Source organism: Mucilaginibacter rubeus, assembly GCF_014643835.1.
GTDB lineage: Bacteria > Bacteroidota > Bacteroidia > Sphingobacteriales > Sphingobacteriaceae > Mucilaginibacter > Mucilaginibacter rubeus.
Genome location: NZ_BMKD01000007.1, coordinates 329,762 through 345,208, shown reverse-complemented (window position 1 = coordinate 345,208; position 15,447 = coordinate 329,762). Strand labels below are relative to the sequence as shown.

General features: G+C 43.9%; 13 protein-coding genes. 5 read left to right on the top strand and 8 right to left on the bottom strand.

All coding sequences use genetic code 11. The annotated features are described in order from the left end of the window. On the bottom strand, window positions 1–1,881 hold a 1,881-nt coding region (locus tag IEX80_RS22380), incomplete at its 3' end, for a ligand-binding sensor domain-containing protein (RefSeq protein ID WP_188834196.1). 644 nt (window positions 1,882–2,525) lie between these two features. Between IEX80_RS22380 and IEX80_RS22375 the strand changes: the two genes are divergently transcribed. Then, entirely contained in the window at window positions 2,526–3,407 is an 882-nt protein-coding gene (locus IEX80_RS22375; protein WP_188834195.1) for a DMT family transporter, read from the top strand. Between the two features lie 62 nt (window positions 3,408–3,469). Here IEX80_RS22375 and IEX80_RS22370 read toward each other — a convergent pair whose 3' ends face one another. Continuing rightward, a complete protein-coding gene (locus tag IEX80_RS22370) occupies window positions 3,470–3,910 on the bottom strand; it encodes a nuclear transport factor 2 family protein (RefSeq protein ID WP_188834194.1) in 441 nt (146 codons plus the stop codon). A 125-nt stretch (window positions 3,911–4,035) separates the two neighbouring features. Between IEX80_RS22370 and epsC the strand changes: the two genes are divergently transcribed. Genes epsC through IEX80_RS22355 form a run of 3 tightly spaced genes read left to right on the top strand, consistent with a single transcriptional unit; the run spans window position 4,036 to window position 5,968 of the window. Next, complete coding sequence (gene epsC / locus IEX80_RS22365; protein WP_090533421.1) at window positions 4,036–4,866, top strand: serine O-acetyltransferase EpsC; 831 nt, start codon at window positions 4,036–4,038, stop codon at window positions 4,864–4,866. 24 nt (window positions 4,867–4,890) lie between these two features. Beyond that, on the top strand, window positions 4,891–5,763 hold the full coding sequence (cysM, locus tag IEX80_RS22360; RefSeq protein ID WP_188834193.1) for a cysteine synthase CysM: 873 nt from the start codon (window positions 4,891–4,893) through the stop codon (window positions 5,761–5,763). A gap of 7 nt (window positions 5,764–5,770) precedes the next feature. Continuing rightward, complete coding sequence (locus IEX80_RS22355) at window positions 5,771–5,968, top strand: DUF5808 domain-containing protein (RefSeq protein ID WP_188834192.1); 198 nt, start codon at window positions 5,771–5,773, stop codon at window positions 5,966–5,968. Window positions 5,969–6,166: 198 nt separating this feature from the next. Here the strand turns inward: IEX80_RS22355 and IEX80_RS22350 are convergent, their stop codons facing one another. The 5 genes from IEX80_RS22350 to thrA form a co-directional block, all read right to left on the bottom strand. Continuing rightward, window positions 6,167–6,772, bottom strand: coding sequence for an HAD family hydrolase (locus tag IEX80_RS22350; RefSeq protein WP_188834191.1), 606 nt, complete (start codon window positions 6,770–6,772; stop codon window positions 6,167–6,169). After that, window positions 6,769–7,125: a hypothetical protein gene (locus tag IEX80_RS22345; protein ID WP_091176136.1), complete on the bottom strand. Its 357-nt coding sequence runs from the start codon at window positions 7,123–7,125 to the stop codon at window positions 6,769–6,771. Before IEX80_RS22345 ends, IEX80_RS22350 begins: the two co-directional genes overlap by 4 nt. 211 nt (window positions 7,126–7,336) lie before the next feature. After that, the gene (thrC, locus tag IEX80_RS22340) at window positions 7,337–8,647 is read right to left on the bottom strand and encodes a threonine synthase (RefSeq protein WP_188834190.1); all 1,311 of its coding nucleotides are present in this window, start codon (window positions 8,645–8,647) and stop codon (window positions 7,337–7,339) included. 170 nt (window positions 8,648–8,817) lie between these two features. Next, window positions 8,818–9,801: a homoserine kinase gene (locus tag IEX80_RS22335; protein ID WP_373290418.1), complete on the bottom strand. Its 984-nt coding sequence runs from the start codon at window positions 9,799–9,801 to the stop codon at window positions 8,818–8,820. A gap of 167 nt (window positions 9,802–9,968) precedes the next feature. Continuing rightward, the gene (gene thrA / locus IEX80_RS22330; RefSeq protein ID WP_188834189.1) at window positions 9,969–12,419 is read right to left on the bottom strand and encodes a bifunctional aspartate kinase/homoserine dehydrogenase I; all 2,451 of its coding nucleotides are present in this window, start codon (window positions 12,417–12,419) and stop codon (window positions 9,969–9,971) included. Window positions 12,420–13,095: 676 nt separating this feature from the next. Here thrA and rsgA point away from each other — a divergent pair. Next, the gene (gene rsgA, locus IEX80_RS22325; RefSeq protein ID WP_188834205.1) at window positions 13,096–14,016 is read left to right on the top strand and encodes a ribosome small subunit-dependent GTPase A; all 921 of its coding nucleotides are present in this window, start codon (window positions 13,096–13,098) and stop codon (window positions 14,014–14,016) included. A 228-nt stretch (window positions 14,017–14,244) separates the two neighbouring features. On the opposite strand, the gene IEX80_RS22320 is transcribed toward rsgA, so the two are convergent. After that, window positions 14,245–15,438 carry a serine hydrolase domain-containing protein gene (locus IEX80_RS22320; RefSeq protein ID WP_188834188.1) on the bottom strand — a complete coding sequence of 398 codons (1,194 nt, stop codon included), beginning with the start codon at window positions 15,436–15,438 and terminating at the stop codon, window positions 14,245–14,247. Between the last annotated feature and the right edge of the window lie 9 nt (window positions 15,439–15,447).

Below are 15,447 nucleotides of genomic sequence, written 5' to 3'. Positions count from 1 at the left end.
GCCGTAAGTAAAGCTGTTTTGAGTTCCGGGTATCCCATCATTAATCAACACCGGTTTAGGCAGGGCGGTGTTCCCTAAATTTTGAGTAACGGCTATGCCCTGATCTGTAGCTATATAATAATCATGACCGTTCTGTACCACATCGGCAACGTTATCCGAGGGGAGCCCGTTACTGGTATTGAGTAAACTTATCCGGTAATTTTGATAATGATTATAGAAGCTGATAATGCTTACACCGTTTGCGGTGCAGACCCATAGTGTATTGTCATCTGTCCATACCAGTTTACGGATATCGCCTGAAAAAATAGCAGGAGATCTAAATTGAACAATTTTTTTGCCGGCCAGCAAAAACACCCCCTGAGCTTCTGTGCCTATCGCACATACTTCATTATTTGATGCCAGGCTCTTAACAACATTTATTCCTTTATTGGCTAATATCCGCACATAGGTGATATCATTAGTAGTGGGCATTAACTGGTATAACCCATAAAGTGAACCTATCAGCAGCTTGTTTTTATACCAGGTAAGAGATGTCATGCGTATAGGCTTGAATCTATAACCTTTTAGACGTTTGAACTGATTTGATATTACAACAACGGCATTTTGTGAAATAAAATACACTGTATCATGTTGATGGGTGATTCCTTTTATAGGGCCATCAAATTTTACAGGGCCTTCAAAATAACTTTCGGGATGCCATAACGCCGGGTTCTTGTTCGAAATATCTAATCTGAATATGCCATTATCGGTACCAATCATGAGCCTGTTGCCCGGAATTGTAAGCAGATTGGTTATCCGGTTAAAGTCAGACCTGTCTTGATTTATAGTTATAGTACCAATCGGCGGCGTTTGATTTGCGCCAAGTTTCATATAACTCAGTGTGCTTAAAACATGCCCGGTAAAAAGGTAGCCTCCTGCAATGGCCAGTTTTAAAACATCTTCATTGGCCAGCCCGCTTTCTTTGTTAATGATTTTTACTTCGGGGTTAGTACTTAAAAAGAAGCCTTTGTCATAACTGCCAAACCATAAATTATTTTCCCGGTCAATAACCGTGGCGGTAGTGATGTTATTATTAAGGTAATTTTTCCGTTCGCCGGTAAGATAGTTAATAATGTAGGTGCCCTGTTTTACCGTTGTAACGGCAAACGTATTTTTGCCGGTAAGGTAAACCGAAGTCACATTGCCGGTAAAATAGATTTTATTGAGGGGGATGATCCCGGTTTTTTGATACCGATAAACATGTACCCAGTCTTTAGTTATCAATAACAAATAATTTTGCTGTAAAGCCAACCGGTAAGGTTTGGTATTGGTATTGGCGGTTTGAAAACTTAACTGGCCGGCCTTAAGCTCTTCTTCGAGGATATCAAGATCATTTTCAGATAGGACGATCTCTTCTCCGTCAGAACCATAAATGTACCCGTTCAAATGCCTTATGGCATGTCTTTCCGATTTTAACTCTTCAAAATGATATACTTTGGTACTAAGCCTGTAATTTACACAGAGCTCATTATAACGGTTAAAAAAGAAATTGGCGAAGGGTGAAACGATTACTTTTTGAGATGAATTAAGCTTATGTATAAGTCCGTTTTCATAGTAACATACCCGGTAGTTATTACAGTAAAAGAAAATCCGGTGATAATTATCCTCGGCAATCCGGAAACACTCATTGTTTTCCAGCCCATCGGCCGATGTGAAGTTTTTAAAATGCTGGCCGTCAAACCTGCTCACGCCTTTATCGGTGGCCAGCCAGATAAAACCCCTGCTGTCCTGCATTAAATAGTTAACCCTTGAACTGGGCAGGCCATCAGGGGCGCTATAATTTTTCAGGTAAACTAACTGATATGGAATGTCGGCATATACCCGGCCCGGGAATAGAAACAATGTTAATATTAAAAGTTTAAAAAAAGGGCTTTTTAGCGGCATTCTATAATTTGTATCAATTTAACATTGCTGCTTTTATCAATACGCAATGATACGGAGCGTAAGGCTTTTGTGTTGCTATATCACCGATAAATTTAAAAAGAAATGATACATAGTTATATCCATCTAAATATAGGCAGCTCGCCTGTAAATATTTATTATATAAGTGTCCCGGCTCATACACATAGGTTGTGTGCCCCGGCCGTTCGGCTTGTGGGGACGCACCGGTCTCTGCTCAAGTTATCTTCGGTAGAAGTTATCTCTGTGAACAAAATGGCCTTCAATTTAATGGTAATAGCCAAAGTGACAAGACAATCACAAATCTTTAGTTAAAACAAAACTTTTCCATATTTTTGGCTCGTCAACAAATGATAACAGCAAACATTAAATATGGCACAGTTGGGACATCAAAATCCCTTACTCGCAATATCCTTGCGTCGGAGCCATTTTTCAATGATTCACCACCAGCTCTTTTTTGCTAACAGATCATCGATTATTCTATCGGGTCTGAATTTTTTCAACACTATTTTCAAAACAATTTATTCAATGCGGGCAATTGCAGGTATTGTTATGCTTTGCCCAACCTATTCTTAATTTAGCAAAAAATGAAAAAGACATTTGTTCTATTGCACATAGCCGTAATACTTGCCGGCTTTACCGGGGTGTTTGGTAAACTTATTTCTTTAAATGAATACCTGCTTACCTGTTACCGTACCCTGTTCTCTTTTTTATTCCTGATGATTATGGTATGGATCAAAAAGCCACAATTTAAGTACTCATGGAATAACATAACGGAAATGGGTAAGGCTGGATTACTAATTGCCTTTCACTGGGTGTTCTTTTATGCCAGCATCAAATATTCCAACGTTTCTGTAGGCGTAGTTTGCTATTGCCTCACCAGTTTTTTTACTGCATTTCTGTCTCCGCTTATCAACAAAAAACCTTTCAATATTACTGAACTGCTGCTAAGCATGCTTACCCTTGCCGGTATCGGTTTGATATTTCATTTTGATACCTCATTCAGAACGGGGATCATACTCGGTGTAATATCATCTTTCCTGGCATCACTTTATACCATATTGAACGAGCGTCTGGTTAAAAAGTATGATTCAACCGTTATGAACTTGTATCAGATGCTGGTTGGATCTGCCGCGCTAATACTGGCCTCGCCGCTATATCTTTATTTCTTCCCTTCAAAAACGATAATACCAGGCACATTGGATATCATTTATTTGCTGCTTTTATCGCTTTTTTGCACGGTTGGCCTTTATGTTATGGTGGCCGAGGTTTTGAGGAAAATGTCTGCCTTTACGGTTAACCTAACCTTTAACCTGGAGCCTGTTTACAGTATTTTACTGGCAATGATTTTATTCAATGAATCCCGGCAGCTCAATTTATCCTTTTATGGAGGCCTGTTGATCATCATCATATCCGTAATCTTACAGGCGGGACTAAGCCGGAGAAAAAGGGCAGGGGCAGATTTGTAATGAGTTACATAATCCCAGATTTACGAAGTTTTCAAGACTTCGTAAATCTTCAAGGTCTTTTATTAACCCCGTTCAGATACCCGGGCGGCTGCCTGTACCGGTAAGTCCATATTACCATCCTGCTTAATGAGGTTAAGCTTATGTTTGGTGATGACCCATTTGCCATGAGTTTCAATAAGCTCGGTATCATAAGTGCCTTCAACAATCCATAGGTCGTCACCAATAAAATGATCGGCTTTGCCATAATAATGAACAAGCGCTGCCGATCCGTTTTGCATGACATAAAAATCGGCCAGTTGGTGATGGGTTTTGTCGAAGCCGGGCAAAAAGCCGCGCCACGCCGTAATAATACCTTCGGATGGTACAACACTTGCCGGATTGCCGGTCATCGAACTATAGTCAAGCTCGACATTTTCGGCAAATGTATTTTTAACTTTGCCCCAGTCGCGCTCGTCAGCTCCGGCAAACAGCCTTATTACCGTTTCAATTATCTGCTCTTTCATGGTTTTGCGTAGGTTAAATTCACTCAAATATCAATTATCCAGCTCATTTTACATATTAACAACAATCTTTTATATAAACTTGTACTGTTATTGGTTGTTTTCCCAAAACAGCCCCACCATAAAACATGAGTCAGGATTTTTATCAACATATTTTTGCTAAACAGCAAAAGCTGGAGGCTGTGCCTTCAAACAGGGAGATTACTGCCTGGGCACTAAAAGTGATCCATTTGCTGTACCCCGAACAAACCGGGCAACAGTATGCTTCAGTTGAGGAGCTGAAGGATGAGTTTTTAAGGCTTGAGAATGAACTTTGTGACATTATGCATGCCACCAAAGCCTGCAGTAACTGTGATACCTCAAAGCTGGCCAAAAAGTTTTTTGAGGGCCTTCCCGAGCTATTCCGCATTCTGAATACCGATATCCAGGCTATTTTTAACGGCGATCCGGCCGCTCGCAGCGAATTTGAAGTGATCCGTACTTATCCGGGCTTTTATGCCATTTCGCTTTACAGGGTGGCGCACAGCCTTTATATCGATGATATTCCTCTGTTGCCAAGGATCCTTACAGAATATGCGCATTCTAAAACAGGGATAGATATTCATCCTGCTGCCCAAATAGACGAGTATTTCTATATAGATCATGGTACCGGTATTGTTATTGGCGAAAGCTGTAAAATAGGTAAGCATGTAAAGCTGTACCAGGGCGTTACTTTAGGTGCTTTAAGTGTGGATAAAAGTATGGCCAATACCAAGCGGCACCCAACGGTGGAGGATAATGTGGTGATTTACTCGGGGGCCACCATTTTAGGCGGCGAAACCATCATCGGGCATAACAGTGTGGTAGGAGGAAACGTTTGGCTCACCAAGAGTTTGCCGCCAAATTCAAGGGTATACCACACACCTAACCACAGGGTACTGAAAAGATTGAGCATTAAATTGTTCGGCCACAAGAAATAGAACATTTACCATAAAAAATATATAATGGCTTCATTGATAGACCTGATAGGCAACACGCCTATGGTAGAAATTAAAAAGCTGAACCCAAATCCAAAAGTGCGGATCTTCGCCAAGCTGGAAGGCAATAATCCGGGCGGCAGCGTAAAAGACCGTGCGTCGCTCAACATGATCAGGAGTGCTATCGAGCGCGGCGATATTAAGCCCGGCACAAAGTTGATTGAAGCTACCAGCGGCAATACAGGGATAGCATTGGCTATGATTGCAAGGTTATTTGATCTGGAGATAGAACTGGTAATGCCATCCAACTCCACCCGCGAACGTACGCTTACCATGGAGGCCTTTGGTGCTAAAGTTACGTTGCTTGAAGGGATAGAGCTTTGTCGCGATTATGCTGAAGAAAAGGCCACTACCGGTGAGTACTTTCTGTTGAACCAGTTTGCCAACCCGGATAACTACATGGCACACGTAAAAACTACCGGTCCCGAAATCTGGCGGGATACCGAAGGCAAGATCACCCATTTTGTAAGTGCGATGGGTACTACCGGCACCATCATGGGCTGTTCAAGATATTTGAAAGAGCAAAACGCCACCGTACAGATAGTAGGTTGCCAACCGGTTGAAGGCTCATCTATCCCGGGCATCCGCAGGTGGCCGGAGGAATACCTGCCCAAGATCTTTGATGCTAAACGCGTTGACAGGGTGATGGATATCTCACAGGAAGAAGCTACCCAGATGGCGCGTCAGATGGCCAAAGTAGAAGGCGTATTTGCAGGCATGAGCAGCGGCGGCGCACTATCTGCTGCTGTAAGACTTGCGCAGGAACTGGAAGAGGGGCTAATCGTTTTTATTTGCTGTGACCGGGGCGACAGGTATTTGAGTAGCGAGTTATTTGGATAAATACCGAATGGAACCTACAGAGGATAGTAATAATTATAAATACGGCGTATTTTATTACAACAAAGATGATAGCCGGATCATTGTGCCCAAAAGAATTAAGTACATGGGCTGGACAGTGAATTTTGCCCACCCGTTAAGTTATTTGATTATAGGCGGGATACTGGCAATAGTGATCGGGGCGATGATATTTGTGCCGGCGAAATAACCTAACTGCCGGTCATAAACTTGCGCTCGTTTGTAACGAGTGCTTAACATGGCTTGGCGTTTGTAACGCCATTGACCACGCTTACGTTACAAACGTAAGCCCATTTTAAGCCCAACATCACAGATGTGCGCAAGACGGAAATGACATATATTTATTTTATACCCGGCAGCTGTGTCTTCGCAGCACGGCTGCAAAGATTTACAAAATCTCCAACCCCCTTAGTTCCGCCTCCAGGGCATCAGATGATGTAAAATGAATACATTTGATCCCCATTTTTTCGGCTGCTAAAATATTGCGGTAGTTATCGTCGATAAATAAAGCCTCGTCGGTTTTCACATTGTAGCGGTCGAGCAGGATCTGGTAAAAGGCAGGGGTGGGTTTACGCATTTTTTCGGCGCCGGATACTACAATGCCATCAAACCAGTTTAAAAAATCAAAGCGCTCCTGAGCCATCGGAAAAGTCTCAGCCGACCAGTTGGTTAATGCATAGATCTTGTATTTGTCTTTCTCTTTTAGTTGCTTAAAGATCTCTACAGTGCCATGAAACGGCTCACCAAGCATTTCTATCCAACGGGAATAAAACGCGCGGATATTGGCTTCATGCTCGGGAAATTGAGCGACAAGCAGATCTGTACCTTCCTGTAAGGGCCGGCCGGCATCCTGTTCTTCATTCCAGTCGGAAGTACAGATGTTGGCTAAAAAATCTTTCATTTCCTGTTCATCAGTAAACAGGGTACGGTACATATAATGCGGGTTCCAATCAATTAAAACGGCCCCCAGATCGAATATTATGGTGTTGATCATTTTTTCTTTGCGTGGGTTTCATGAACCTCGGCCTTTGTAACAACCGAATCTTTCAAAAAAACAACAAGCGTTTGAGTATAAATCAATTTGCCTTTGCTGTATTCCCGGTCAAGGTCGTATACCATGCTGTCTTTACTGCTTAATTGAGGGCGGTGGAGCAAATGGATCACCTGTTGATATTTAAGATTATTAAGCTGTTTACTTTCAATCAGGTCATTAACCATACCCGGGCGATAAGCGAACGTAAGGCCATCTCCATCATCCCATTTATCACGGTCGAACTTTTGTTTACGGCTGCAGGCGGTTAGGCAAACTGCCAGGAGGCAGATAAATATCAGGGTTTTGCTAAGCATTGTATGTTTCGGTATTGAAGCCGGCCATATTTCAACTGCCTGTTATTGCGTAGCTTTCCCACGACCAAAAAAGGGTGTCATGCTGAGCCTGTCGAAGTATGGTGGGCAGGCCTCTCCGCGCGAGTCTTCGACAGGCTCAGACTGACAGGCCTACCCAGCTTTCTGCAATAACGGGTAGTTGTTGGTTTTCCAGCAGCTAAAAATACTGAAATTAATTAACCCCTAAAAGATAGCCTTTAAAATCAGCAAAATCTTTGCTAATGGCTACTGCGAGCTTGGTTTTTGCTTCCAGTTCTTTTACCTGTTCCGGGACTTCAATTTTAGCAGCAACCTCATCGCTAAATACGTCAGGGAATTTACAAGGATGTGCGGTTGAAAGGAATACACCGGCGGTGTCAACAGCGGCATGGTCCTGCTTATAATCGGTTAAAGCCTGCCATGCGATAGCAGTGTGTGGGCAAACCACATAATTATAGTTATCAAATACCCAGTTGATGGCTTTTACAGTTTCCTCGTCATCGTACTTAAAGCCAACAACCAATTCTTTAAGCGCTTCGGTGTCGTTTTTAAACAGGTCGGCAATGCGTACCCAGTTACTTGGGTTACCTACGTCCATTGCGTTAGATAAAGTTGCTACAGATGGTTTAGGCTGATAAACACCGGTTTTTAAAAACTCAGGTACGGTATCATTAACATTGGTAGCCGCGATAAATTTTTCGACAGGTAACCCCATTTTCCAGGCCAACAAACCCGCGCCGATATTACCGAAGTTGCCGCTCGGTACCGAGAATACCACTTTTTTAATACCCTGCCTTAACAATTGTGCATAGGCATTGAAGTAGTAAAAAGTCTGCGGAACCAGGCGTGCTATGTTAATAGAATTGGCCGATGTAAGGCGGAATTTCTCGTTCAGTTCCTCATCAACAAAAGCCTGTTTCACCAGGGCTTGGCAATCATCGAAGGTACCATCGACTTCCAAAGCGCGGATGTTTTGGCCGTTTGTGGTGAGCTGCTGCTCCTGCACGCCGCTTACCTTGCCTTTAGGATAAAGGATGGTAACCCGGGTATTGGGGACACCTAAAAAGCCAAGAGCCACCGCACCGCCGGTATCGCCACTGGTGGCAACCAGTACGTCCAGTTGTTTTTCGCCGGGCTCAAGGAAATAGCTCATTACGCGGCTCATAAAGCGGGCGCCAAAATCTTTAAATGCCAGTGATGGTCCGTGGAAAAGCTCGAGGACATACACATTGTCTTCCAGCTTTACGATAGGAGCCGGAAAGTTAATAGCGTCATCGATCAGGGCTTTCAAATCTGCTTCCGGAATAGAGTCGCCAAGCAGGTTTTGGGCTACTTTAAAAGCAATTTCGGGAAGGGAGTATTTATCAAGGTTGTTGATAAAGTCGTCATCCAAACGGGGGATGCTGTAAGGCATATATAAGCCTTTATCCTGCGGCATGCTGTTAAAAACCGCGTCTTTGAACGATACTTCAGATAGGGTATTATTAGTACTGTAGAGTTTCATTTTTGATTTCGGATGTTCGATTTCGGATTTAATTAGGTTTATTAGAGCTCATCCTACCATGTCATTGCGAGGTACGAAGCAATCGCATGCTATACAGGGAGGACCTGCTTCCGTGCGATTGCTTCGTACCTCGCAATGACATAGTGATTTGTATTGCGATGGATTTAAGGCTATCCCAAAACCTTCGGCCCCGCGTCATTTATAGTTGATACATAACTGTTTGAACCGATCTTTAGGCCGGTTAAGTGCTGTTGCAGCTTTTGGGTGATGGCTCGTGCGGTGGCTTCGTCTTTGGTAAAAGCAAAAACAGACGGGCCTGATCCTGAGATGCCAAAGCTTACCGCACCAAGTTCCATAGCCATTTCACGCATTTTATAAAAGTCTGGGATCAGCATAGAGCGTACTGGCTCAACGAGCACATCTTTCATACTGCGGCCAATCAGGTCGATATCCTGCATAAATAAACCGCTTACTAAGCCGGCAATATTGCCCCACTGGGTAACGGCATCCTTCATCTGGATGTTTTTACGGATTATTTGGCGGGCCTCTCTTGTAGGTACATCAACATCAGGGAACACGATGGCACACCACAGGTTTTTAGGATGCGGCAACCTTACCACATCAAGGGGCTCATAACTGCGGATGAGCACAAAACCACCAAACAGGGCAGGAGCAACGTTGTCCGCATGGCCATGACCGCAGGCCATTTCCTCGCCTTTCATGGCAAACGGAAGTAGTTTTATCGGGTCGGAATCATCGCCTAATAATGTTTTAATAGCAAACAAACCGGCAACTGTACTGGCCGAGCTTGAACCTAAACCACTGCCAATAGGCATTTTTTTATGCAGCTCGATATCTAAACCAATATCGGTACGGCCAATACTTTGTAAATAATGCTGAACGCTCACGCTTACGGTATTCTTTGCCGGATCAAGCGGCAGCCTGCCGTCATCGCCGGTAATCTTGCTGAGGGTGATGCCAGGTTTGCCCGTCACACGCATGATTACCTCATCGCCAGGTTCATCAACCGCAAAGCCCAACACATCAAAACCGCAAACCACATTGGCTACAGTTGCCGGAGCAAAAACGTGGATACTGTCGCGCATCCCGCTCCTTAAAGGGGGAGCTAATTCTTGTAACTTATTATCTTCCATTATTCAAAATATCAAACTATCATATGTCGCTTTTAGGCGAGGGCTGTGCGATTCCCCTCTTGAGAGGGGTGTAGGGGTGTGTTATTCTGCATGCGACTTATCGATCCTCAACACACCCCTGCTAACGCGATTCCCGCCGGGCCCCCTCTCAAGAGGGGATTTTTAAACTAATTAGCGCCCACATTTATTAAATCAGCAAATACGCCTGCGGCGGTTACTTCGGCGCCTGCGCCGGGGCCTTTTACAACCAGCGGGCGTTCGCGGTACCTGTCGGTAGTAAAGGATATGATATTATCACTGCCCGACAGCATGTAGAACGGATGGTTTTCATCAACCATTTGCAGGGTTATAGTTACTTTACCTTCCTCTAACTTGCCAATGTAACGCAATACTTTGCCGTCTTTTTCGGCTGCATCTTTAAGTTTGGCAAAATGCGCGTCTTCGGTTTTTAATGTTGCATAAAAATCCTCAACAGTTTTAGCTTCAAGGCTCGCTTTTGGCAGCACGCTTTCTATTTCAACGTCGGCCTCTTCCATAGCATATCCGGCATCGCGGGCAAGGATGAGCATTTTGCGCATAAAATCCTTACCGCTAAGGTCATCACGCGGGTCTGGTTCGGTATAGCCTTTGTCCTGGGCTTCTTTTACCACATCGTGGAAATTGGCATCGCCTTTAAAGTTATTAAAGATGAACGATATAGTGCCCGAAAGTATTGCTTCGATACGCTGCACTCTGTCGCCGCTGTTCATCAGGTTTTTAAGGGTATTGATGATTGGCAAACCGGCACCAACGTTGGTTTCGTAGAAGAAATCAACGCCATGAGCGCGTGCGGTATCTTTAAACGTGCGGTACTGCTTATAACTGCCCGAGTTGCCTATTTTATTACAGGTGATCACCGAGATATTGGCTTTAAAGATCTCCTCGTAAAAACCGATAGGAACGGGACTTGCAGTGTTGTCAATAAATACACAGTTTGGCAGGTTCATTTCTTTCATCCGGTTGATGAACGATTGCAGATCGGCTTCATAAGGCGACGATTGCAGGTCATTTTGCCAGGTATCTAAAGAGATGCCATCACTATTGAACGTCATTTTGCGGGTATTGCTGATACCGGCTATTTTAACCTGGATGCCGTTGTTATCTTTCAGGTATTCGCTATGGGCGTTCAATTGATTAAACAATGTTTTGCCGATGTTGCCGGTACCCAGGCAAAACGCATGCAGGGTTTTGGTCAACTGTACAAAGAAGGCGTCGTGCACGGCGTTCAAGGCTTTTGACAGATCGTTCGCCGAGATGATCACCGAGATGTTATATTCTGATGAGCCTTGTGCTATAGCCCTTACGTTAACACCGTTACGGCCCAGCGCATGGAACAACTTGCCCGACATGCCCGGAGTTTGTTTCATGTTTTCGCCAACAATGGCCAGGATGGCCAGATTCTTTTCGATAACCAGATGTTCCAATTTTTTGGCGGCAAGCTCCAGTTCAAACTCCTGTTCGATAACCTGTTTTGCCCTGTCTGTATCTTGCGGCTGAACTGCAAAAGTAATGCTGTGCTCAGATGACGATTGGGTGATCAGGATTACGTTGATTTGCTCGCGGGCAAGCAAGGAGAACAAGCGGCCGCTAAAGCCCGATTTGCCTACCATGCCGCTACCCTCCAAATTGAGGATGCTGATATTATTGATAGATGAGATCCCTTTGATGGGCAGGGTAGAGGCCTTGCAATCATGACGGATCACCGTCCCTTCAAACTCAGGCTCAAAGGTATTTTTGATCACGATAGGGATCTTTTTTAGAAATGCCGGGATCATGGTTGGCGGATAGATCACTTTGGCGCCGAAGTAGGAAAGCTCCATGGCTTCGGTATAAGTAAGCTCGGTTAAAGAGAACGCTTTTTTAACCATGCGCGGATCAGCGGTCATCATACCGTTAACATCTGTCCAGATTTGAACCTCCTGAGCATTTAACGCTGCGCCGAATATGGCTGCAGTATAATCAGACCCACCGCGACCTAATGTTGTAGTTTGCCCTGCATCGTTTGAGGCGATGAAACCGGTAACGATCAATGTTTTGCCTTTGTTTTCGGTATACAGGCCTTGTACCAGCCTTTCGGTAAGCTCGGTGTTTACCTTAGCATTGCCGAAAGCGCTGTCGGTTTTAATTACATCAGCAGCATCAACAAAAAGTACATCGCCAAAATGCTGGGCTGCAATTTTGCTCACCATCAGTGTTGAGCAGCGCTCGCCGAAAGCCAGCACCTGGTCGCGGGTTTTAGGCGTAAGCTCACGGAGGGTAAGTACACCCTGCAGCAATTCTTCCAGTTGGTTGAAGTGAATTTTTAAACGGGTGAGGGCGGGATTCTGGTTCTGCACGTCGAGCAAAGCCTTTACCGCATCAAAGTGGCGCTTTTCCAGTTCGGCAAGCCCGGCGGTAAAATCAATACCGTTGGCTGCATCTTCGGCCATGGCCGAAAGCAGGTTGGTTACACCGCCCATGGCTGACAATACCACCACCGGCTTTTCTTCATTTTTTACTTCATCCTTCAGGATGCTTAACAGGGTTTGGATGCTGTTTACAGATCCAACGGAAGTACCTCCGAATTTTAAAACTTTCATTTATGGGTTAGTAATCGTTCTGTAACAAAAAAACCTTCCTCTTTGCGGAGGAAGGTTTTTCTTTTGGCTTTCATTTTATGTTTTACACCATACGATTATCTTCCTCCGAGGTTTATACCGGTGGTAATAATAATTGTAGAAATGGTGTTGTTAATTGTCATATATAATGTCTGTAAAGTAAGTAGATTATTTTCTGATTTGCAAGGATTATTTAACAAATTATGATTTTCGTAATAATTGTAAGGCGATTGAGGGGGTGATTGATGGATTTGATAATGAGGGGGATAGGTAAAAGGTTTTATCTGTCATTGCGGATTATTGTAAGCGTACAGGGAAACGACTGCGGATCCTATATGCAGTTAAATATTTTGATTATTTAGCACGAATGCTTGCAGGGCGTCAATAATTTATGCGAATTACGCGAATTATTTCAACCTAATGCTGAGCAAGGGGTATGATTCGATCGAATGACCCTAATTACGGCTCGGAAAGGCAGTTTGTGTAATTCGCTAATTCGAATAAATTCGTGGAGAGATTTTTACCACGAATGCTCAGCATGCCATTCACAATTAACCGAATTACACAAATTATGACGTAGAATGGCACTTCGTGTAATTCGCTCAAATTCGAAAAAATTAGTGTCAAAATTAATTTGCTACTTTTGAAGCTTGATTATATGCAGGGATTAATAACAAAATCAACCGGAAGCTGGTACCAGGTACACACCCCCGATGGGCAAAAGATAGATTGCCGCATCAAAGGTAAGTTCCGTATAAAAGGTATTACCACAACCAACCCTATTGCCGTTGGCGATGTGGTTGATTTTGAAATGGAGCCCGACAGGGAAGATGGCGTGATCACCAACCTGCATCAACGAAAAAACTACATCATCCGCAAAGCTATTAACCTGAGCAAACAGGCGCAGATCATTGCTGCCAATCTTGACCAGGCTATTTTGGTAGTTACGCTGGCTTCTCCGCGTACTTCCCTGGGTTTCATCGATCGCTTTTTGGTAAGTGCCGAGGCTTACGATATCCCTGCAAGATTGGTGTTCAATAAGCTCGATCTGTTTAGCGATGAAGGCCTGGAAGTTTTGGCCGATTATAAAGCCATTTATGAAGACATTGGCTATCCCTGTTTTGAAGTTTCGGCCATTGAGGGTACTAATATCAGCCAGGTGCAGGATTTGTTGAAGGATAAGGTCACCTTGTTTTCCGGCCACTCGGGCGTGGGTAAATCAAGCCTGATCAACGCGTTGCTACCCGAGTTGGACCTGCGCACACACATGGTATCCGACTGGAGCGATAAGGGGATGCACACCACTACCTTTGCCGAAATGTTTGAACTGCCGCAGGGTGGTTTTATTATTGATACCCCCGGCATCCGCGAACTGGGCGTTATCGACATAGAAAAACAAGAGCTTGGTCATTTCTTCCCCGAAATGCGCGAACGGATGAACCAATGCCGTTTTAACAATTGCCGCCACATCAATGAACCCGGCTGCGCCGTACTCGAAGCTTTGGAAGAAGGAGAGATAACCCTATCGCGCTACGAGAGTTACCTGAGTATTTATCATGGTAACGATACAAGAGCTTAGGGAAAGAATCAAGACAGCAAGAATAAAGAGTCAGGAGGAAAGAGCCAGGACTGTTAGAATCAGGAAACAAGAAAAACAAGCATAAAATATGTCATTGCGAGGAGCCCAACGGGAATAAGCCGGGGCGCGACGCGGCAATCGCATGCTATACAGGGCGGCTATGTTTCCGTGCGATTGCTTCGTGCAATGACATGGTTTATCAATGTTAAGACTGCACCTCGTCCAGGCCTATTTCCCCGCCGCTTCCTTCACCAGCACATCAACAATAGCCTGTTTATTGGGCAAATATTTATTAGTCAAAAACAAACCACCTTTACCTGTCGAGGAATTAAAGAACAAATAAGTACCAACACCGGGATCATCTCCGTCATGACCGATGGTGCCGGTGGTATATAAATTCCAGAATATGCCTTTGTTACGATAGGTTAAATTGATGTTTTTAGGCGGATGCTCTTTACTGAACTGCGGAGTGAACATAGCCTGGTATGATGCCTTAGTCAGCAGCTTTTTATCGTGCCTGGCAATTGCCATTAAATATTTGCTCAAATCTTCGGGCGAAGTTTTTAGCCCTCCATCCGGATACGTAACCAGGTCATATAACGGGAACCGGTTCTTTAGATCGAGATATAAATAGGCATGTTTCTTCAAATCCACATCCTGGATATGCCAGCCTGAGTGATCCATCTTTAACGGCTTCAGGATATACTTTTGGGTAAACTCTGCATAAGAAAGGCCCGATTTAAGTTCAATGAGATATGCCGCTAGTGCCGAGCCGATGTTAGAATACGAAGAAACGCTTCCTGCCGGGCCTTCACCAAAATTGGCCTTACTATAGTATTGGCCTTGCGGCGATAAATAATTGTAAAAGAACTGGGCTAAAGTTGTATCCTTTAATTTATCACCAAAACCCATTTGGTTCAGGGTTTTTATCGAAATACTGTCATAAGCCCTTAGTTTAGGATAAAAATGATAGCAGTAATGATATATTTCAGGGTTATCAACAATCCCTGATGTATGGTTGGTTAACTGCCTGATGGTTATTTTTCCGTTTGGGTCATTAGGATTGGTTACCTTAAAAGGTAGCACATCGTTGATATCTGTTTCCAGCGTAAAATACTTTAATTCGATAGCTTTCATCAACGCTACGGCAATAACAGTTTTACTCACCGAGCCAATGTTTTGAATTGTATTAGCTAAATAGGGTACTTGGTTGGCTTCATCTGCATAGCCAAAACTATGGGAGTAGCTAACTTTATTACCATCGGTCATGATCACATACATGCCGGGCAGACTTTCATGCGTAAAAGCCTGTTGTAATTTGATGGTTAAAGAGTCTGGTTGGGTTTGCGCCTGGATGCCGCTGGTTATAAGTGCAAGGGTTAGCACACGAAGAAGTGTTTTCAAGGTTTTATAGGTTTTCATACGTCTATA